19 protein-coding genes and 1 pseudogene are annotated in these 20919 nt (G+C 59.0%); 14 read left to right on the top strand and 6 right to left on the bottom strand.

Annotation, left to right across the window (positions count from 1 at the left end; genetic code table 11):
- Positions 1-2 precede the first annotated feature (2 nt).
- A complete protein-coding gene (gene glnE, locus EDF73_RS13805; RefSeq protein ID WP_165905719.1) occupies positions 3-2840 on the bottom strand; it encodes a bifunctional [glutamate--ammonia ligase]-adenylyl-L-tyrosine phosphorylase/[glutamate--ammonia-ligase] adenylyltransferase in 2838 nt (945 codons plus the stop codon).
- A 21-nt stretch (positions 2841-2861) separates the two neighbouring features.
- Complete coding sequence (locus tag EDF73_RS13800; protein ID WP_132729680.1) at positions 2862-4160, bottom strand: inorganic triphosphatase; 1299 nt, start codon at positions 4158-4160, stop codon at positions 2862-2864.
- Between the two features lie 214 nt (positions 4161-4374).
- Here EDF73_RS13800 and EDF73_RS13795 point away from each other — a divergent pair, with 214 nt between their 5' ends.
- Both EDF73_RS13795 and EDF73_RS13790 read left to right on the top strand, forming a co-directional pair.
- Positions 4375-4995 carry a TIGR04211 family SH3 domain-containing protein gene (locus tag EDF73_RS13795; protein ID WP_132729679.1) on the top strand — a complete coding sequence of 207 codons (621 nt, stop codon included), beginning with the start codon at positions 4375-4377 and terminating at the stop codon, positions 4993-4995.
- A gap of 61 nt (positions 4996-5056) precedes the next feature.
- On the top strand, positions 5057-6298 hold the full coding sequence (locus tag EDF73_RS13790; protein ID WP_132729678.1) for a multifunctional CCA addition/repair protein: 1242 nt from the start codon (positions 5057-5059) through the stop codon (positions 6296-6298).
- A gap of 19 nt (positions 6299-6317) precedes the next feature.
- Here the strand turns inward: EDF73_RS13790 and bacA are convergent, their stop codons facing one another.
- Positions 6318-7139 (bottom strand): undecaprenyl-diphosphate phosphatase, encoded by an 822-nt coding sequence (gene bacA, locus EDF73_RS13785; protein ID WP_132729677.1) that lies wholly within the window; start codon positions 7137-7139, stop codon positions 6318-6320.
- Between the two features lie 311 nt (positions 7140-7450).
- Positions 7451-7804 (bottom strand): bifunctional dihydroneopterin aldolase/7,8-dihydroneopterin epimerase, encoded by a 354-nt coding sequence (gene folB / locus EDF73_RS13780; RefSeq protein ID WP_132729676.1) that lies wholly within the window; start codon positions 7802-7804, stop codon positions 7451-7453.
- A 230-nt stretch (positions 7805-8034) separates the two neighbouring features.
- Between folB and plsY the strand changes: the two genes are divergently transcribed.
- Both plsY and EDF73_RS13770 read left to right on the top strand, forming a co-directional pair.
- Entirely contained in the window at positions 8035-8655 is a 621-nt protein-coding gene (gene plsY, locus EDF73_RS13775) for a glycerol-3-phosphate 1-O-acyltransferase PlsY (RefSeq protein ID WP_132729675.1), read from the top strand.
- 212 nt (positions 8656-8867) lie between these two features.
- A complete protein-coding gene (locus tag EDF73_RS13770; RefSeq protein ID WP_132729674.1) occupies positions 8868-10337 on the top strand; it encodes an MFS transporter in 1470 nt (489 codons plus the stop codon).
- An 84-nt stretch (positions 10338-10421) separates the two neighbouring features.
- On the opposite strand, the pseudogene EDF73_RS27680 reads toward EDF73_RS13770, so the two are convergent.
- Positions 10422-10520: pseudogene (locus EDF73_RS27680) on the bottom strand (short-chain dehydrogenase); the annotation flags it as partial.
- Here EDF73_RS27680 and EDF73_RS13760 point away from each other — a divergent pair.
- The 8 genes from EDF73_RS13760 (at position 10474) to EDF73_RS13725 (ending at position 17195) form a co-directional block, all read left to right on the top strand.
- Positions 10474-11298 (top strand): urease accessory protein UreD, encoded by an 825-nt coding sequence (locus EDF73_RS13760; protein WP_132729673.1) that lies wholly within the window; start codon positions 10474-10476, stop codon positions 11296-11298. The pseudogene EDF73_RS27680 and the gene EDF73_RS13760 overlap by 47 nt on opposite strands.
- 9 nt (positions 11299-11307) lie before the next feature.
- Positions 11308-11610 carry an urease subunit gamma gene (locus EDF73_RS13755; RefSeq protein WP_132729672.1) on the top strand — a complete coding sequence of 101 codons (303 nt, stop codon included), beginning with the start codon at positions 11308-11310 and terminating at the stop codon, positions 11608-11610.
- 9 nt (positions 11611-11619) lie between these two features.
- Complete coding sequence (locus EDF73_RS13750; RefSeq protein WP_132729671.1) at positions 11620-11940, top strand: urease subunit beta; 321 nt, start codon at positions 11620-11622, stop codon at positions 11938-11940.
- Positions 11933-13636 carry an urease subunit alpha gene (gene ureC, locus EDF73_RS13745; RefSeq protein ID WP_132729670.1) on the top strand — a complete coding sequence of 568 codons (1704 nt, stop codon included), beginning with the start codon at positions 11933-11935 and terminating at the stop codon, positions 13634-13636. Before EDF73_RS13750 ends, ureC begins: the two co-directional genes overlap by 8 nt.
- 9 nt (positions 13637-13645) lie before the next feature.
- Entirely contained in the window at positions 13646-14134 is a 489-nt protein-coding gene (ureE, locus tag EDF73_RS13740) for an urease accessory protein UreE (RefSeq protein ID WP_132729669.1), read from the top strand.
- Entirely contained in the window at positions 14135-14809 is a 675-nt protein-coding gene (locus EDF73_RS13735; protein ID WP_132729668.1) for an urease accessory protein UreF, read from the top strand.
- An 8-nt stretch (positions 14810-14817) separates the two neighbouring features.
- Positions 14818-15435, top strand: coding sequence for an urease accessory protein UreG (ureG, locus tag EDF73_RS13730; RefSeq protein WP_132729667.1), 618 nt, complete (start codon positions 14818-14820; stop codon positions 15433-15435).
- Positions 15436-15587: 152 nt separating this feature from the next.
- Positions 15588-17195 (top strand): cytosine permease, encoded by a 1608-nt coding sequence (locus EDF73_RS13725; RefSeq protein ID WP_132729666.1) that lies wholly within the window; start codon positions 15588-15590, stop codon positions 17193-17195.
- A gap of 45 nt (positions 17196-17240) precedes the next feature.
- Here EDF73_RS13725 and tsaD read toward each other — a convergent pair whose 3' ends face one another.
- Positions 17241-18254 carry a tRNA (adenosine(37)-N6)-threonylcarbamoyltransferase complex transferase subunit TsaD gene (gene tsaD, locus EDF73_RS13720; protein WP_132729665.1) on the bottom strand — a complete coding sequence of 338 codons (1014 nt, stop codon included), beginning with the start codon at positions 18252-18254 and terminating at the stop codon, positions 17241-17243.
- A gap of 361 nt (positions 18255-18615) precedes the next feature.
- Between tsaD and rpsU the strand changes: the two genes are divergently transcribed.
- Positions 18616-18831 (top strand): 30S ribosomal protein S21, encoded by a 216-nt coding sequence (gene rpsU, locus EDF73_RS13715; RefSeq protein ID WP_001144069.1) that lies wholly within the window; start codon positions 18616-18618, stop codon positions 18829-18831.
- Positions 18832-19089: 258 nt separating this feature from the next.
- On the top strand, positions 19090-20835 hold the full coding sequence (gene dnaG / locus EDF73_RS13710; RefSeq protein WP_132729664.1) for a DNA primase: 1746 nt from the start codon (positions 19090-19092) through the stop codon (positions 20833-20835).
- The last annotated feature ends 84 nt before the right edge of the window (positions 20836-20919 follow it).

Raw genomic sequence — 20919 nt, 5'->3', positions numbered from 1 at the left:
AGTTAAGCCATCAACCACTTCTGCCAGCTGGCGCTAACCTGCTCACGTTCATGGGTGAAGGCGTCCAGGGCAACGTTCCCCGGCTGTTCCTGCAAGGCCAGATGATGCAGCGCATCGCGCAGCGTGGTATACGCGTGGGTCAACGCCCGTGCTTCTTGCTCATCCATAATGTCGTTTTGCGCCAGCAGCTCCAGAATGCGCACATTATCAGACCAGCGCGTCAGCTTCGGTTTATCGTGCGCATAGCGTAGGACCAGATACTGGGTAATAAATTCAATGTCGGTAATGCCGCCGGCATCGGCTTTAATATCAAAGCGATCGCGGTGTTTATTCCCGAGATGCGCGCGCATCTTCTCGCGCATTTCCCGCACCTCGGTCTGCAGCGTCTCCCCTCCACGCGGGGCGCTGAGAATATCGCGCCGGATGGTATCAAAACGCGCCTGCAGTTCCGGATCGCCATACACCACGCGGGCGCGCACCAGCGCCTGATGCTCCCAGGTCCAGGCTTCATTTTTCTGATAATCGGCAAATGAATCGGCGGTCGTAACCAGCATGCCCGCGGCGCCGGAGGGACGTAAGCGAGCGTCCACTTCGTACAGAATCCCCGAGGACGTGCGGGTGCTGAACAGGTGCATGATGCGCTGAGCCAGACGCAGATAGAACTGGCGACCGTCAATTTCGCGCTCGCCATCGGTCATCACCTCAACCGGACAATCATGCAGGAACACCAGATCCAGGTCGGAACTGTAGCCTAGCTCCCACCCCCCCAGTTTACCGTAACCGACGACCGCAAAACCGCGGCCCGGGCGGTCATGCAGATGGGTTGGTTGGCCATAACGCGCCACCATCTGCCCCCACGCCTGCTGCACTACCGCATCAATCATCGCCTCGGCCAGCCAGGTTAAGTGATCGCTCACTTTCATCACCGGCAGCGTTCCGGCGATATCAGCGGCGGCAATATGCAGCAGCTGCGCCTGCTTAAACTGCCGTAGCGCCTCCAGTTGCTGCTCTTCATCCTCTTCCGGCACGCGCAGCAGATACTGACGCAGCTCATCGCGATAGGCATCGGTGGCCGTCGGTTGATAGAGGGTGTTCGGGTCCAGCAGTTCATCCAGCAGCAGCGGATGGCGCGCCAGCTGGCTGGCGACCATCGGCGAGGCGGCGCACAGGCTAATCAGATGTTTCAGCGCGCCGGGGAATTCGCTGAGTAGCTCAAGATAGGTGGTCCGGGTGACGATGCCGGTCAACAGCGGCGTAATTCGCGCCAGCGGCACCGGCGCATCGGCACGCGAGCATACTTCGCTGAGCAGATGCGGCATCAGCTGATCCAGCACCTGGCGCCCGCGCGGGCCGATGGTGCGTTTATCCAGCTCCTTACGGAAATCGGCAATCAGCGCCAGCACGCTACGGCGATCGCTATCCGCAAGGTGGGCCAAAGCCGGGCTGGTGTCATCCTCTTCCAACGCATCCTGCCATAGCTCGCGCCAGTACTCTTCCAGCTGTTCATCCGGCGATTGCGCTTCATCGTCGCCAATCAGCTCGTTGAACACCCGCCGTACGCTGGCCATTTTCTCTTCCAGCTGCGCGCTCAGGGCCTCCCAGTCATCAACCTGCATCCCCCACGCCAGCCGGGCGCGGTTGAGCGCGTCCTGCGGCAGAGTTTGCGTCTGCTCATCATTGATGCTTTGCAGCAGGTTTTCGAGGCGGCGTAAGAACAGATAGGCTTCGCGCAGCCGCGCGGCATCGCCTGCCGGCAGCAGGTGCAGCTCATCGATGGCGGCCAGCGTCGGGAGCAGCGCCCGCAGCTGCAGCGCCGGTTCGCGCCCGCCGCGGATCAGCTGAAAGACCTGCACGATAAATTCAATTTCGCGGATCCCGCCCGCGCCAAGCTTGATGTTGTCTTTCAGGCCGCGGCGGCGAACCTCACGGGCGATCATCCCTTTCATGTTGCGCAGCGACTGGATCACGCTGAAGTCGATATAGCGACGGAAGACAAACGGCCGCAGCATCGCGCGCAGCTCGCTGGCATAGGTGCCTTCGTTATCGCCCATGATCCGCGCTTTGACCATCGCATAGCGCTCCCAGTCGCGCCCCTGCTCCTGATAATAATCTTCCAGCGCGGCGAAGCTCAGCACCAGCGGTCCGCTGTCGCCAAAGGGGCGCAGGCGCATATCCACCCGGTAGACAAAACCGTCCTGCGTCGGCTGATCGAGAACTTTAATCAGCCGCTGACCGAGGCGGGTAAAGAACTGTGCATTATCGAGCTCGCGGCGCCCGCCGCGGGTGGCACCATGCTCCGGCCAGGCAAAAATCAGGTCGATATCCGACGAGAAATTGAGCTCGCCGCCGCCGAGTTTACCCATCCCGAGGATCAGCAGCGGCTGCGGCTTTCCTTCAGCGCTGCACGGAGTGCCCCATTCGCTGCAGCAGGCGGTATAAAGCCAGTCGCGGGCGGCAACGATGAGGGTCTCCGCCAACGCGCTTAGCTGCTGCAAGCTGCTCTCTTCGCTGACCAGCGACAGCGCCTGTGCCCAGGCGATACGCACCATCATTCGGCGGCGAAACAGGCGCAGCTCGCGCATCAGCGCCGCTTCGTCGTTGACCTCCGCTAATGCCGCCTGTAGCCACTCGGCATAGTGACGCCACTCCTGCGCCTCAGGCGGTGAGTTTTCCAGCTCCGCCAGCCACTGCGGCTGGGCCACCAGGCTCTGCTGGACGAAATCGCTGAACGCCATCACCGACTGCGCCTGCGGACTTAACGTGGATAATGGAAAATCCGCCGGTAGCCGGTCCACAACCGTCTGCCAGTGCTGCTGCAACTGCGAAGAAAGCGCCATTATAGGGGTCTCCCTGGCCTGAAATTATCGTTTTCCACTATGCAGCCAGAACGGTTCCGCGACCAGCGCCTGGCGGCGGAAATATTCAATAACGCTGCTATCCCGGTGTTCAATGGCGCGGCGAACTTCCTGCCAGTTTTCCAGCCACGCTCCCGCGGCGTCGGCATAGGCGCCGGCTAACAGCTGAACGCAGTCGATTTCACGGGCCAGACGCGGCAGCTGGCCATCATAATCGTCGCCCAGCGTTTGCTGGAACGCATTTTTGAGCTCAGCCGCCGCCCGCGAAAGCTGAATATCCGCAAAACGTTTAAACGAGCCGGCGATCTTCTTTTGCCCGTTTTCATTTAAAAACGCGCGCCAGCCGCGGCCCACCAGCCACTCCGTCAGGGTTAGCTTCGCGCTGACCGTGGCGATACTGAACAGCGCGGCCGGGTCTTTTCCGGCCTCCTCCAGCGCCGCTTCGGCTACGCTGAGCTGCTCACGCAGCTGCGCGGTGGCCTTACGCGGGACAATGCCGCCAAACAGCACCAGCGCATGACGTACCCGCGCGATAGCGCGGAGAATTTGCGCTTTCGCCGCCGGGTTGCCGCGGTTCCAGACCTCATCATGATAGAGCCAGTGCGCCAGCGCGTTCTCCAGCGCCGCTTCCAGCCCCTGCTCAACGCTGGCTTTTGCTGCCACCGGCAGAATGCCGCAGGACCGCAGCGGGCGTTGGTCGTTGCCCTGGGCCAGATGGTAGCCGCGCGCGGCCTTGCTCAGACTCCCCTGACGCAGTACGCCGGTGTCGAGCAGACGACGCGCAAGCGTCAGCACATCGGCCGTATCACCGGACAATAGCTCCAGCTCCAGTTCACAAATCGCTTCCTGATGCTCTGCGGTTTTGACCTCGCCGCGATCGAGGGCGATTTCAATCTGGCTGTCGCCTTCGCTCACCAGCCATTTTTCACGTTCAAAATCGGTGCTGAACAGCGGCTGTACGTTTTGCGCGAGCCCCGCGGGCAGCTCGCCCTGCGGCCAGACCCCGGCAGGCAGACGTTCCAGCGCCAACTCGGGTTTCTCCAGCGGGATATTATATTCCGGGCGCTGATGCAGCCCGCCCACCACCCGACCGGCGATTTTCAACGTCATTTCGTAACGGCCGCGATCGCCACGGATGCGTAGTCCCATATCATGGCGGCGCAGCCAGTTGTCTGCCGTTTCGTAGTAAATATTGAGCAATGGACCCGCAGGCGTATGCTGGGCATTAAGCGTATTAAGGTGCTGACGTAATGTGTCTACGCCGCCGTCGGAAACGATAAACTTTAATTCGATTTCTTGAGCCATGACTGAATTCTTCCGCTTCTCTGCGCTGTCGGGAAAATACGGCGAACTAACGCCGATATTTTTTGTCAGTAGATAGTATTTTGCGGCGAATCGCCATGCAATGCGCATTTTGCCGGGCCACCTCCTGGATGTTTCCGATTGTGGCAGAAAACTTTGCGTCGCTATGGCGATGCCACTACTATCGTTCAACTTTTTATGATCAAACGATGACCTGATGCCAAAATTACGCCTTATCACTTTTACTTTGCTGGCGCTGAGCGCCGCCACGGCGGTTCATGCAGAAGAAAAGCGCTATGTTTCTGATGAACTGAACACCTGGGTTCGCACGGGTCCTGGCGATAATTATCGTCTGCAGGGCACCATCAACGCCGGGGAAGAAGTCTCTCTGCTGCAAACTAATGACAGCACCAATTATGCACAGATCCGCGACGGCAATGGCCGTACCGCCTGGATTCCGCTGAAAGAGCTGAGCACCCAGCCCAGCCTGCGTACCCGCGTGCCGGATCTGGAAAATCAGGTTAAGACCCTGACCGACAAGCTGAACAACATCGATACCACCTGGAATCAGCGCACCGCAGACATGCAGAAAAAAGTCGCCGGTAGCGATAACGTCATTAACGCGCTGAAAGACGAGAATCAAAAGCTGAAAAATGAGCTGGTTGTCGCCCAGAAAAAGGTCAATGCCGCCAATCTGCAGCTGGATGACAAACAGCGCACCATTATCATGCAGTGGTTTATGTACGGCGGCGGCGTGCTCGGCGTCGGTCTGCTGCTCGGTCTGGTGCTACCGCATCTGATCCCGAGCCGTAAGCGTAAAGACCGGTGGATGAACTAATTCGTCTTCTCTGCCAGACTTACGTATCATCTTGCGCAAAGTGGATACGGGAGAGTCAGGCGTGAAGATTTATCTGGTCGGTGGTGCGGTTCGGGATGCATTATTAGGGCTACCGGTCAAAGACCGAGACTGGGTCGTGGTGGGCGCCACGCCAGGCCAGCTGCTTGACGCGGGCTACCAGCAGGTAGGCCGCGATTTTCCCGTGTTCCTGCACCCGGAAAGCCGGGAGGAGTACGCGCTGGCGCGTACCGAGCGGAAATCCGGCTCCGGCTATACCGGTTTCACCTGTTATGCCGCGCCTGACGTCACCCTTGAACAAGATCTGCTGCGCCGCGATCTGACGGTCAATGCGCTGGCCGAGGACGCAGACGGGGTGATTATCGACCCCTACGGCGGCCAGGCCGACTTACGTCTGCGCCTGCTGCGCCACGTCTCCCCGGCCTTTAGCGAAGATCCGCTGCGCGTGCTGCGCGTGGCGCGCTTTGCCGCCCGCTATGCCCATCTGGGTTTTCGCATCGCCGACGAGACGCTGACGCTGATGCGCAAGATGGCCGACGCCGGCGAACTGGCGCATCTGACGCCGGAACGGGTATGGAAAGAGACGGAAAATGCCCTTGGCACCCGCAATCCGCAGGTCTTTTTCCAGACCTTACGCGACTGCCATGCCCTCGGCGTACTGTTCCCGGAAATCGATGCGCTTTACGGCGTTCCCGCGCCGGCCAAATGGCACCCGGAAATCGATACCGGTCTGCATACGTTGATGACCCTGACGATGGCGGCAATGCTGTCGCCGGACGTTGACGTCCGTTTTGCCACCCTGTGCCACGATCTCGGCAAGGGGCTGACGCCGAAAGAGTTCTGGCCGCGTCATCATGGCCACGGCCCGGCTGGCGTTAAGCTGGTCGAACAGCTCTGCGCTCGCCTGCGGGTACCGAACGATATTCGCGATCTGGCAAAACTGGTGGCCGAATTCCACGACCTGATTCACACCCTTCCCATTCTGCAGCCAAAAACGCTGGTCAAACTGTTCGATAATATCGACGCCTGGCGCAAGCCGCAGCGGGTGCTGCAAATCGCCTTAACCAGCGAGGCGGATGTGCGCGGTCGTACCGGTTTCGAAGCCTGTGATTATCCTCAGGGACGCCTGCTGCTCGAAGCCTGGAACGTCGCCCGTTCGGTAGCAACAAAAGACGTGGTTGCCGAGGGATTTAAAGGCGTGGAAATTCGTGAAGAGCTGACGCGACGGCGCATTCTGGCCGTCGCACGGTGGAAGGAAGAGCGCTGCCCTCAGCCGCAAGACTGAGGGCCAGCGTTACCTGCGCTTAGAAGAAGACCACGTAAACTACCGCCGCGACGATAAAGCGGTAGATGGCGAACGGGATGAACGAGATACGTTTAATCAGCTGCAGGAAGGTTTTAATCGCGATCAGCGCCACGATAAACGCCATGAAGAACCCGACGGCAAACATCGGCAGATCGCCCATGTTCAGGAAGCCGATGCTCTTATACACATCCAGCACGGTCGCTCCCATCATCATCGGCACGGCCAGAAGGAAGGAAAACTCCGACGCCGCATAGCGGCTGACGCCCATCAGCATGCCACCCGAAATGGTCGCGCCAGAGCGGGAGAAGCCCGGCCACAGCGCCAGACACTGGAAGCAGCCGATAATAAACGCCTGACGGTAGGTCAGATCATCAATCCCCACCGCACGCGGCTGTTTTGGCTTCAGCAATTCCGCCGCAATCAGCAACACGCCGCCGACAATCAACGCGTACATCACGTTTATCGGGTTGAACAAGGATTTGATGGCATCGTGGAATATCAGGCCCAGCACCACCGCCGGAAGCATGCCAAGAAGAATATGAATCAGTGATAAGCGACCGCGCCCCTCGCCTTCATGTACCGGCGGTTTACCGAAATGAATGCCAATCAGGCCAAACAGACGGCGCCAGAACATCACGACCACGGCAAGAATGGAGCCTAACTGGATAACCACCTCAAAAGTATTTGCGGTATCACCTTCAAAACCCAGAAGATGACCGACAATAATCATATGACCAGTACTGGAAACAGGCAAAAACTCTGTTAAACCCTCAACCACACCCAATATTGCCGCCACCAGCAGCGAGTGTATATCGCTCATCCAATTAAACCCTTTAAAAAGTAAAATGAAAAATCCAGATCTGAAGAACCCTTCCATCAGGCGTCATGGGTGCAGCCAGTTTGGACACAGATAGCGCTTCACTCCCGCAGCGTACACGTAGTCGGTGAAGAATCAATCATTACGCGTTATCTACCGGCACATTCAAAGGCTAAGGTATCCTGCTGAAAAGTGCTGTACTGCAAAATGACAAATAAAATAGCCTGATGGCCGGGTTCTATGACCTGTATAAAGACAATTTGTTTAATGAGTATGACCTGAAAAGTTTTGTTTCAGATTAAGGCCACGTCCAATCACGCCCGATGACGTTCGATAATCACGCCAACGTTCGCCGCCCGGGCCACTGCGCCAGGTTTGCTGACTTTAATCCGCACCCACGGCGACTGAAATTTTTCCAGCAGCAGATCGGCGATTTCTTCCGCTACGCGCTCAACCAGCGCAAAGCGCCCGCCTTCAACGTGGTTGATAACCAGCTCGCTGATATCAGCATAGCTGAGGCAGTCGCGGACATCGTCGCTGCCTGCCGCTTTGCGGTTATCCCACGCCATTTCGATATCGAACACCAGCTTCTGTTCGATGGTTTGTTCCCAGTCGTAAACACCGATAGTGGTGATGACCGAAAGTTGCTCTATAAATACAATATCCATCACGACCTGCCTGCTTTTTGGCTAAACCGGATACCACTTCCGGCGAATTATGCGTATTATCCACAGATGCAAAGACATCCCCTAAATAATTCGCATTGCAGGAAAGCGGCGGCGCGGCACGCGTTCCGGAGCATAGCAGTACTCCGTGGCGACACGGACGAGGACCGCCTGCGCCCCCGTAAGGCGAAGAATACCGGGGACAAAACGACATTTTCACAATGGAACAGCTGATGAGTGCAATCGCGCCTGGACTGGTTATCCTTGCCTACCTCTGCGGCTCAATTTCCAGCGCCATTCTGGTGTGTCGCCTCGCTGGCCTGCCCGACCCTCGCGATAGCGGCTCAGGCAATCCCGGAGCGACTAACGTACTACGGATTGGCGGCAAAGGAGCAGCCGTAACGGTTCTTATTTTTGATGTGCTCAAAGGCATGCTGCCCGTCTGGGGTGCCTGGGCGCTCGGTCTGACTCCGTTCTGGCTGGGCCTGGTCGCCATCGCGGCCTGCGTTGGCCACATCTGGCCGGTGTTTTTTAATTTCCGCGGCGGTAAAGGCGTTGCCACCGCTTTCGGCGCGATCGCCCCGATCGGCTGGGATTTGACCGGCGTGATGGCCGGTACCTGGCTGCTGACCATCCTGCTGAGCGGCTACTCTTCGCTAGGCGCCATAGTCAGCGCGCTCATTGCGCCCTTCTATGTCTGGTGGTTCAAACCGCAGTATACCTTCCCGGTATCGATGCTCTCCTGTCTGATCCTGCTGCGCCATCATGACAACATCCAGCGTCTGTGGCGCCGCCAGGAGAGCAAAATCTGGTCCCGGCTGAAGAAGAACAAAAAAACGCCGGAGCAGAAATAATCTCACGCCCGGCACGCCTCGCCGGGTCCCTTTTCCACGACAATCTTTTTGAATTCCCCGATTTTTCAGCCAATTATCCTGCCCCATCCCGCCATTAAAGATAATCCTTTTACTACAATCACTTAGTTATGTCTTATAACCAAAAGTGATTTATTCCCGTTCCTGCCGATGTTTACTCTGAATCTCTCGATAAGACACAACAGAACAACATCATGACAGACGTAATTAATGCGGCTCCGGTCGCTGCGACAGGGTCGCCCGGCGGGGAAGTACAATGGATACGCGGCGCGGCCGATGTGTCACGTTTAATTAATGAGGGCAGCAGCGGGCGCAATAATGCGCGTATCGTCATGGGTATCGCCCTCGGCGGTATTTTTCTTGATGCCTACGATCTCGGCTCCCTGGCCTTCGGCCTGAAAGATATTACCCGCGAGTTCAATCTGACTCCTGCCGGTACCGGAATGGTGGCATCGGCGATCACCTTCGGAGCGATCGTCGGCGCGCTGCTGGGTGGCTACCTGACGGATAAAATCGGCCGCTACCGCGTCTTTATGGCCGATATGCTGTTCTTCGTCGTGGCCGCGATCGCCTGCGCGCTGGCCCCCAACGAATACGTTCTGACCGGAGCCCGCTTTGTCATGGGCCTCGGCGTCGGTATCGATCTGCCGGTGGCGATGGCCTTCCTGAGCGAGTTCTCCAGGCTTAAGGGGCCGGGCAACAAAGCGGCCAGCGTCGCCATGTGGTGCCCGACGTGGTATGCCGCCATCAGTATCTCGTATCTGCTGGTGCTCTTTTTCTACGCCGTGCTGCCAGAAAGCCACAGCGACTGGCTGTGGCGGCTGATTCTCGGCTTCGGCGCGGTTCCTGCGCTGGTGATTATCGCCATTCGCAGCCGCTACATGAGCGAATCGCCGGTATGGGCCGCCAACCAGGGCAACCTGCGTGAAGCCGCCGCTATCCTACGCCAGGCGTATAACATCAACGCCCACGTGGCGCAGGATGCGCTGGATAAACCGGCGCCGGTGGTGAAAAAGGCGCAATGGAGCAACTATTTCCGTCTGTTCCAGGGCGTCTATCTGCGGCGTACCACGCTGGCCACGCTGCTATCGGTGGTCTCATCCTTTGCCTATAACGCCGTCGCTTTCGGCCTGCCGGTGATCATCTCCAGCTTCTTTGTTCAGTCGATGCTGACGACGATTCTGATCTCGCTGGCGCTGAATCTGCTCTTCGCCTTCGTCGGCGGTCTGCTGGCGGTTCGGCTGGTGCCGCGTTTAGGGGCCTGGAAGATGTCTCTGGCGGGCTACAGCTGCCAGCTGGCGGCGCTGCTCGGGCTGGCGCTGATCGGCCGCCCGGACGGTGCGGACGAGGGTGTTGCCGCAGTGGCGATGCTGGCGCTGTTCCTGTTCGGCCAGGGCTTTGGCCCCGGCGCCCATACCATGACCTTTGCCTCGCTGAGTTATCCGACCTCGCTGCGCGGCGTCGGCGTCGGCCTGAACCAGACCCTGATGCGCAGCAGCTCGACGCTGTCGCTGTTCCTGTTCCCGCTGCTGGTGGCCGCGCTGGATACCCGGGTATTCTGGGTTATCGCCGCCGCGCCGCTGATTGGCCTGCTATCGCTGCTCGCCATCCGCTGGGAACCTTCGGGTTATGACATTGACGCCGAGGATTATCAGGCGCAATAATCTTGCCACTCAACGGCCGTCGTTCCGGCGGCTGTTTTGCCGTTTTTATGCATAAGCTTTTCATATGATCGAGATGCTTTACGCCCGATCAATACTCATCGCTGCTGTTTTATCTTGATTTTGCAGGGGCGCGACATTGCACAGCACCGTATCACCAGAGAATAAAAAAGGCTGGCAGGCCACGCTGGACCTTCATTTTCAACATCGCGGCGGCAAAACGGTACTCACCTCCGCCCGGCATGTCGGTCCCCTCACCGTCCAGCGCCCCTTTTATCCCGAAGAAGACACCTGTCATCTCTATCTACTGCACCCGCCGGGCGGCATTGTCGGCGGTGATGAACTGACGATTAACGCCACGCTCGATAGCGGCTGCCACACGTTGATCACCATGCCCGGCGCCAGCAAATTTTATCGCAGCGGCGGCGCGCAGGCGCACCTGCATCAGCGCCTGACGCTCGCCGCGCAGTCAACCCTGGAATGGCTGCCGCAGGACGCGATTTTCTTTCCCGGCGCCCGGGCCAATCTGCACACCGCCTTTCACCTTTGCGCCTCCAGCACACTGCTGGCCTGGGATCTGCTGTGCCTTGGCCGCCCGACGATCGGCGAGACCTTCAGCCACGGCGTCATTGCTAACCGTCTTGAAGTGTGGGTGGATGAATCACCGCAGCTGATTGAGCGCCTGAGCCTGGCCGATGGGCAGCTGGCAAGCGTAGCCGATCGCCCATGGGTCGGGACCCTGTTGTTCTATCCCGCCAGCGAATCCCTGCTGGAAGGGGTGCGGGAACGGCTGGCGGCGCTGGCAAGCTATGCCGGGGCTACGCTGACCGAAGGCCTGCTGACGGTACGATTCTTAAGTGACGATAATTTACTTTGCCAGCGGGCGATGCGTGATATCTGGCAGTTTATGCGCCCGCATCTGACCGGCAAATCGCCGGTGCTTCCCCGAATCTGGCTGACCTAAGAGAACGCTATGGAACTGACACCCAGAGAAAAAGACAAGCTGCTGTTGTTTACCGCCGCGCTGGTGGCGGAACGTCGTCTGGCCCGCGGTCTGAGGCTGAACTATCCGGAAGCCGTCGCCTTAATCAGCGCTTTTATCATGGAAGGCGCCCGCGACGGTAAAACCGTCGCCGCGCTGATGGAAGAAGGCCGCCACGTGTTAAGCCGCGAGCAGGTCATGGAGGGCGTGCCCGAAATGATCCCCGATATCCAGGTCGAGGCCACCTTCCCGGATGGCTCGAAGCTGGTCACCGTCCATAACCCGATTATCTGAGGTATCGCGATGATCCCAGGTGAATACCAGGTGCAGCCCGGGCAGATAGCCCTGAACGTTGGCCGCGCCACCCGCAGCATTATCGTTGAGAATCACGGCGACCGGCCGATTCAGGTTGGCTCGCACTACCATTTTGCCGAGGTCAATCCGGCGCTGAAGTTTGACCGTGGGCAGGCCACGGGCTATCGCCTGAACATTGCCGCCGGTACCGCGGTGCGTTTTGAACCCGGGCAAAAACGCGAAGTGGAGCTGGTCGCCCTCGCCGGCCGCCGTGCGGTGCACGGTTTTCGCGGCGATGTGATGGGCAATCTGGAGGCAAACGATGAGTGATATTTCACGTCAGGCCTATGCCGACATGTTCGGCCCCACCACCGGCGATAAAGTGCGTCTGGCGGACACCGAGCTGTGGATCGAGGTCGAAGACGATCTCACCACCTACGGCGAAGAGGTTAAATTCGGCGGTGGCAAAGTGATTCGCGACGGGATGGGTCAGGGGCAGATGCTGGCGGATGAGTGCGTCGATCTGGTACTGACGAATGCGCTGATTGTCGATCACTGGGGGATCGTTAAAGCCGATATCGGCATCAAAGACGGGCGGATCCTGGCGATCGGCAAAGCGGGCAACCCGGATATCCAGCCCAACGTGACGATTCCCATCGGCGCAGCGACGGAAGTGATTGCCGCCGAAGGCAAAATAGTCACCGCCGGCGGCGTCGATACCCATATCCACTGGATCTGTCCGCAGCAGGCGGAAGAGGCGCTGGTCTCCGGCGTCACCACGATGATCGGCGGCGGCACCGGCCCGGCCGCGGGCACCCACGCCACCACCTGTACGCCGGGCCCGTGGTACATCTCGCGGATGCTGCAGGCGGCAGACAGCCTGCCGGTGAATATCGGCCTGCTGGGTAAAGGCAACGGTTCCAACCCGGACGCTCTGCGCGAGCAGGTCGCCGCGGGGGCTATCGGCCTGAAAATTCATGAAGACTGGGGCGCCACGCCGGCGGCGATCAACTGCGCGCTGACCGTTGCCGACGACATGGATATTCAGGTGGCGCTACACAGCGATACCCTGAATGAATCCGGCTTTGTGGAAGATACGCTGGCGGCGATCGCCGGGCGAACCATCCACACGTTTCATACCGAAGGGGCCGGCGGCGGCCATGCGCCGGATATTATTACCGCCTGTGCGCACCCGAATATTTTGCCCTCTTCGACCAACCCGACGCTGCCCTATACCGTCAATACCATCGACGAACATCTGGATATGCTGATGGTCTGCCATCATCTCGACCCGGATATCGCCGAAGATGTGGCCTTTGCCGAATCGCGTATCCGCCGGGAAACCATTGCGGCGGAAGATGTCCTGCATGACCTCGGCGCCTTCTCGCTGACTTCGTCTGATTCGCAGGCGATGGGCCGCGTCGGCGAAGTGGTTCTACGCACCTGGCAGGTCGCGCATCGGATGAAGGTCCAGCGCGGCCCGCTGGCGGAAGAGACCGGTGATAACGACAACTTCCGCGTGAAGCGCTACATCGCCAAGTACACCATCAACCCGGCGCTGACCCACGGTATCGCCCATGAGGTCGGCTCGGTGGAAGTCGGCAAGCTGGCTGACCTCGTGCTGTGGTCCCCGGCGTTTTTCGGCGTTAAACCGGCAACGGTTATCAAGGGGGGGATGATCGCCATCGCCCCGATGGGCGACATCAACGCTTCGATTCCTACCCCGCAGCCGGTGCACTATCGCCCGATGTTCGGCGCGCTGGGCAGCGCGCGCCATCACTGTCGTCTCACCTTCCTGTCGCAGGCGGCGGTTGATAACGGCGTGGCGCAACGCCTGAATCTGCAGAGCGCCACGGCGGTGGTAAAAGGCTGTCGGACGGTACAAAAGGCCGACATGATCCATAACGACCTGCAACCCCATATCACCGTCGATTCTCAGACCTATGAAGTGCGGATCGATGGCGAGCTGATTACCAGCGAACCGGCAGACGTCCTGCCGATGGCGCAACGCTATTTTCTGTTTTAAGGAGTCCGGATGATCTATCTGACCCAACGAGTTGATTCACCCGGTAAAGTGACCGCCAGCGTCACGCTGCCGATCGATGTGCGGGTGAAAAGCCGCAGTAAAGTTACCCTCAACGATGGCCGCGAAGCGGGGCTGATGCTGCCGCGCGGCCTGCTGTTACGCGGCGGCGAGGTGCTGAGTAATGAAGAGGGCAGCGAGTTTGTCGAGATTATCGCCGCTGATGAAGAGGTATCGGTGGTGCGCTGCGCGGATCCGTTCATGCTGGCGAAAGCCTGCTATCACCTCGGAAACCGCCACGTCCCGCTGCAAATCATGCCCGGCGAACTGCGCTATCACCACGACCACGTGCTGGACGATATGCTGCGCCAGTTCGGTCTCGAGGTGAGCTTCGCTCATCTGCCGTTCGAGCCCGAAGCCGGCGCTTATGCCAGCGAAAGCCATGGGCATAGCCATGGCCACCATCATGGTCATGATCACGCCCACGAGCACAGCCACTAAATGCCGACGCCGGAAAAACGCCTGCGCCTGATGCAGCTTGCCAGCAGCAACCTCCCGGTCGGCGGCTATAGCTGGTCGCAAGGGCTGGAGTGGGCGGTGGAAGCAGGCTGGGTGCCCGATGCCGCCGCCTTTGAACGCTGGCAGCGGCAACAAATGGAACACAGCTTCTTCACCGTCGATCTGCCGCTGTTCGCGAGGCTGTATCAGGCATGTGAACACAACGATCTGCCCGCCGCCCAACGCTGGACGGCGTACCTGCTCGCCTGCCGTGAAACCCGCGAACTGCGTGAAGAAGAGCGCAATCGCGGCGCGGCCTTTGCCCGCCTGCTGGCCGACTGGCAACCGGATTGCCCGCCGGAGTGGCGCGTCTTGTGCCAGCAAAGCCAGTTCGCCGGCATGGCCTGGCTCGGAGTGCGGTGGCATATCGCGATGGCCGATCTGGCGCTGAGTCTCGGCTACAGCTGGATTGAAAGCGCGGTCATGGCCGGCGTTAAGCTGGTGCCTTTCGGTCAGCAGGCCGCCCAGCAGCTGATTTTGCGCCTGTGCGATCGCTACGCGGCGGATATGGCCTGCGCCCTTGCGGCCCCGGACAGCGCGATAGGCTCATCCACGCCGCTGGCCGCCATTGCCTCCGCCCGACATGAAACTCAGTATTCCCGATTATTCCGTTCCTAGGAGACAGCATGAACAACTACAAACACCCGCTGCGCGTCGGCGTCGGCGGCCCGGTCGGTTCCGGGAAAACGGCCCTGCTGGAAGCGCTGTGTAAAGCCATGCGCACCACCTACCAGCTGGCGGTGGTAACCAACGATATCTACACCAAAGAAGACCAGCGTATCCTGACCGAGGCGGGCGCCCTCGAGCCGGAACGCATTGTCGGCGTGGAAACCGGCGGCTGTCCGCATACCGCCATCCGCGAAGACGCCTCCATGAACCTGGCGGCGGTAGAAGCGCTGAGCGAGAAGTTTGGTAATCTCGATCTGATCTTCGTTGAAAGCGGCGGCGACAACCTGAGCGCCACCTTCAGCCCGGAGCTGGCGGATCTGACCATCTACGTGATTGATGTCGCGGAAGGGGAAAAGATCCCGCGTAAAGGCGGCCCGGGGATCACCAAATCTGACTTCCTGGTGATCAACAAAACCGACCTTGCACCGTATGTGGGCGCCTCGCTGGCAGTGATGGAGCGCGACACGATGCGCATGCGCGGCGAGCATCCCTGGACCTTCACCAACCTGAAAAGCGGCGATGGCCTGAGCAACATCATTGCCTTCCTCGAAGACAAAGGCATGCTGAAGCCATAGCCCCCTGCACCATCCGGACGCGCCTGCGCCCGGATGGTGCACAGCCTGCCCTCTCTTTATTCATCGCCTCCCGCCCACGCCCGCCGGCGCTGCTCTACGAAGTGGCATAAGGTTTGCTAATTCCAGTCATGCCTAACCATTAAGGAATGACTATGTCATCACTGGATATAAAAACGGAGTTACCTGCGCAGAGCGATGCATCCGGCTCGCGGGAAACCCTGGAAGATTACACCCTGCGCTACGCCCCGCTGAGCTTTCGCCGCTGGGGGCCTGGCGTCGTCGCCGTAACCGCGCTGGGCGGCATCGCCTACCTGGCTGACTTTTCCATCGGCGCCAGCATCGGCATGGCATGGGGCACCACCAACGCCATTTATGCCATCCTGCTGGCGGCGCTGGTGATCTTCCTCACCGGCATCCCGCTGGCGATTACCGCGGCACGCTACAACATCGACCTCGACTTAATCACCCGCAGCGCCGGATTCGGCTATTTTGGCTCGGTGATCACCAGCATTATCTTTGCCGGTTTCACCTTTATCTTCTTTGCGCTTGAAGGCTCGATTATGGCCCAGGGGCTGCTGGTTGGGTTAGGGATCCCCCTGTGGATGGGCTATCTCATCGCCACCCTGATGGTCCTGCCGCTGGTGATCTACGGCATGAAAGCCCTGACCCGCCTGCAGGTGTGGACCACGCCGCTGTGGCTGGTGCTGATGGTGGTGCCGGTTGCCTGGCTGATTGCCAAAGACCCGGCGCTGGTGGACGGATTTATGCACTTCGCCGGCAAGAATAACGCGGCGCACGTTGATTTAACCGCCATTATGCTCGGCGCCGGCGTCTGCCTGTCGCTGATTATGCAGATAGGCGAGCAGATCGATTATCTGCGCTTTATGCCGCCGAAAACGGCAGAGAACAGCAAAAGCTGGTGGCTGGCGGTCTTTTCCGCAGGCCCAGGCTGGGTGGTATTAGGAGCGATTAAGCAGATCATCGGCGCCTTCCTCGGCTTCTATCTGCTGACCCGCTTCCCGGCGGTGCACAATACCGAACCGGTACAGCAGTTCGTCAGCGTCTTTGATAACCTGGTACCCGGCTGGCTGGCACTCACCCTGGCCGTGGTGCTGGTGGTGATCTCGCAGATTAAAATCAACGTCACCAACGCCTACTCCGGCTCTCTGGCGTGGACCAGCGCCTGGACACGCACCACCCGACGCTATCCGGGGCGAATTATCTTCGTTATCGTTAACCTGGCCATTGCGCTGGCGCTGATGGAAGGGGACATGTTCAGCGCCCTGTCGTGGATCCTCGGCTTTTACTCCAACTTTGCCATTGCCTGGGTGGTGGTCGTGGCTACCGATATCACCGTCAATAAGGGCCTGCTGAAGCTGGCTCCGGCGCAGCCTGAATACCGCCGCGGGATGATCCACAACCTCAATCCGGTAGGCGTGGTCTCGTTTGCTCTGGCGGCCGGGCTCTCCATCTGCGCCTTCTTCGGCCTGCTGGGAACCACTCTGGCCCCCTTCTCACCGCTGATTGCGCTGGTCGTTGCGCTGGTGATGACGCCGCTGATGGGCATCCTGACCGGCGGCCGCTACTACATCAAGCAGCACGACGACGGTATTGCCGAACCACGCTATGACGCGCAGGGCAATGCGTCTATCACCGTTTACCAGTGCGTCAGCTGCGAAGAAGAGTACGAACGGCCGGACGTGATGCATTCGCACAAGCATCAGGGCGCTATCTGTTCGCTGTGTAAGAGTATGGAATAAATCAGAAAGGCAGGCCGACGCAACGTCGGCCTGTTATCCGCGGTATTACGCCGCAGGCAGTTCCGCGAGCGGCCAACGCGGACGGACGGTAACGCCCAGATCGGCTTTCGCCCCGGTGCGCAGGCGTACCATGCCAGCGTAGGCAATCATCGCGCCGTTATCGGTACAGAATTCCGGACGGGCGTAGAACACTTCGCCGCCGCGTTTAGTCATCATCTCCGCCAGCTTCGCCCGCAGCGTCCGGTTGGCGCTCACGCCGCCGGCCATCACCAGCCGTTTAAAGCCGGTCTGCTCAAGCGCCCGGCGGCACTTAATCATCAGCGTATCCACGACCGCATCTTCAAAGGCGCGCGCAATATCCGCCCGGGTCTGCTCGTCATCGCCATTATTACGGATAGTGTTGGCGGCAAACGTCTTCAGGCCGGAGAAACTGAAGTCCAGGCCAGGACGGTCGGTCATCGGACGCGGGAAGACAAAACGCCCTTCGCTGCCCTGGGCGGCCATTTTCGACAGCATCGGCCCGCCCGGATAATCCAGGCCCAGCAGCTTGGCGGTCTTATCGAACGCTTCGCCGGCCGCGTCATCAATAGATTCTCCCAGCAGTTCATACTGACCGATGCCGGTAACGCTGATGAGCTGAGTATGGCCGCCGGAGACCAGCAGAGCGACAAAAGGAAACGCCGGCGGATTATCTTCCAGCATCGGCGCCAGCAGATGCCCTTCCATATGGTGGACCGGGATTGCCGGCACGTTCCAGGCAAACGCCAGCGAACGGCCCACGGTTGCGCCGACCAGCAGGGCGCCGACCAGCCCCGGACCTGCGGTATAAGCCACCGCATCAATCTCTTTTGCCGTCAGCCCGGCCTCTTTTAATGCCGCCTGGATCAGCGGCACGGTTTTACGCACGTGATCGCGCGAAGCCAGCTCAGGCACCACCCCGCCGTAATCGGCATGTAATTTCACCTGACTATACAGTTGGTTGGCTAGCAGGCCTTTTTCGTCGCCATAAATGGCGATGCCGGTTTCATCGCAGGATGTTTCAATACCCAGTACACGCATGTCTTGTTTTACCTCGCTCTAATACCGCGCAGTTTAGGACCAATGCGGGTTGATGTATACCCTAAGCGTGTCAGGCGGAGGCATCACGGCGCCCTAAAATCGACAATCTGCGCAAGGCCGGGCGGGTACTGGCCTGCGTCGGCAAAAGCAGCCTCTTGATGGCCGGCACGGCGACAGAAACAAAACTTTGTTCGCCCAGGCAGGAACCCTCGTGTATACTCCTCACCCTTATAAAAGTCCTTTCAAAAAAGGCAGCGGTGCTTTACAAAGCAGCAGCAATTGCAGTAAAATTCCGCACCATTTTGAAATAAGCTGGCGTTGATGCCAGCAGCAAACCGAATTAATCAAAGGTGAGAGGCACATGCCGGTAATTAAAGTACGTGAAAACGAGCCGTTCGACGTAGCTCTGCGTCGCTTCAAGCGTTCCTGCGAAAAAGCAGGTGTTCTGGCGGAAGTTCGTCGTCGTGAGTTCTATGAAAAACCGACTACCGAACGTAAGCGCGCTAAAGCTTCTGCAGTGAAACGTCACGCGAAGAAACTGGCTCGCGAAAACGCACGCCGCACTCGTCTGTACTAATCTGTTGCGTCTGTACTAATCTGTTGAGGGCGCGACAGCCCTCAATTCAGAGCGAGTTGTAGTTGTAAGGCCGTGCTTCCGGAAGGAATGCGCGGCTTATTTTCGTTTATGCATTAGCAGATATACCACATCATTCAGGATGCATCCCGGGCGGCAAGGGCGTGAATCCCCGGCGCTTACGTCAGTAAGTGGCAGGGCGGACAAACCTGGCTAAGATTGGGGCAGTTTGAATCATGCGGTATATACTTTACGGGGCCTATGGCTGGACGAATCCCACGCGTATTTATCAATGACCTGCTGGCGCGCACCGACATCGTCGATCTGATTGACGCGCGGGTAAAGCTCAAAAAGCAGGGCAAGAACTACCACGCGTGCTGTCCATTCCATAACGAAAAAACCCCCTCTTTTACCGTCAACGGTGAAAAACAGTTTTATCACTGCTTTGGCTGCGGTGCGCACGGCAACGCCGTCGACTTCCTGATGAACTACGACAAGCTCGAGTTCGTGGAGACGGTCGAAGAACTGGCGGCCATGCACAACCTCGAAGTGCCATATGAAGCAGGCAATGGACCGAGTCAGATAGAGCGCCATCAGCGGCAAAGCCTCTATCAGTTGATGGACGGTCTGAATGCGTTTTATCAGCAGTCTCTGATGCAGCCCGCCGCTGACCCTGCGCGCCAGTATCTGGCGAAACGGGGTTTAAGCAACGAAGTCATTGCGCGTTTCGCGATTGGCTATGCGCCGCCCGGTTGGGACAACGTCTTAAAACGCTTTGGCGGCAATCAGGAAAACCGCCAGTCGCTTATCGATGCCGGCATGCTGGTCACCAACGATAAGGGACGCAGTTACGACCGCTTCCGCGAACGGGTGATGTTCCCTATCCGCGATAAGCGAGGCCGGGTCATTGGGTTTGGTGGTCGCGTGCTGGGCGATGCCCTGCCGAAATACCTGAACTCCCCGGAAACCGATATTTTCCATAAGGGCCGTCAGCTGTACGGCCTGTATGAAGCGCAGCAGGATAATGCCGAACCACAGCGCTTGCTGGTGGTCGAAGGCTATATGGACGTCGTGGCGCTGGCGCAGTACGACATTAACTATGCCGTCGCGTCGCTGGGTACGTCGACCACTGCCGACCATATTCAGCTTTTGTTCCGGGCGACCAATCAGGTCATCTGCTGTTACGACGGCGACCGGGCCGGCCGCGATGCCGCCTGGCGGGCGCTGGAAACGGCGCTACCGTACATGACCGACGGTCGTCAGCTACGCTTTATGTTTCTGCCCGACGGCGAAGACCCGGATACGCTGGTGCGTAAAGAGGGGAAAGCCGCGTTTGAGGCGCGGATGGAGCAGGCTCAGCCGCTCTCCACGTTTTTGTTCAACAGCCTGCTGCCGCAGGTTGATTTGAGCACCCCGGATGGGCGCGCGCAGCTCAGCACCTTAGCGCTGCCGCTGATAACCCAGGTGCCGGGCGAAACGCTGCGCATTTATTTGCGCCAGGAGTTGGGCAACAAGCTGGGGATTCTGGATGATGCCCAGCTTGAACGTTTAATGCCAAAACAGACAGAAAATGGTGCTCCGCGCCCCGCGCCGCAGCTAAAACGCACGACCATGCGTATACTGATAGGACTGCTGGTGCAAAACCCGGATCTGGCGCCGCTGGTCCCGCCTTTAGCAGGCCTGGATCAGAGCAAAATGCCCGGGCTTGGCCTGTTCAGCGAACTGGTCAGCAGCTGTCTATCTCAGCCGGGTCTGACAACCGGGCAACTTTTAGAGCAGTATCGCGGGACAAATGAGGCCGCGACCCTTGAAAAACTGTCGATGTGGGACGATATAGCAGATAAAGATATCGCAGAAAAAACCTTCACCGACTCGCTCAACCATATGTTTGATTCACTGCTCGAACTGCGACAAGAAGAGTTGATAGCTCGCGATCGCACGCACGGTTTAAGCAGTGAAGAACGCCGGGAACTCTGGACAATCAGTCAGGAGCTGGCAAAAAAATGAATTGCACGGCTTAAGTGCCGAATATCGTTCGGGAAGCCCCCGACAGCCGCGCTGAGGCGCAGCGGCAATAATATAAGTACGCCC

The sequence above is a fragment of the Klebsiella sp. BIGb0138 genome (assembly GCF_004342285.1).
Taxonomy (GTDB): Bacteria; Pseudomonadota; Gammaproteobacteria; order Enterobacterales; family Enterobacteriaceae; genus Klebsiella.
Note: the sequence above shows the minus strand (reverse complement) of the source record. Positions and strands in the feature narration are given on the sequence as shown.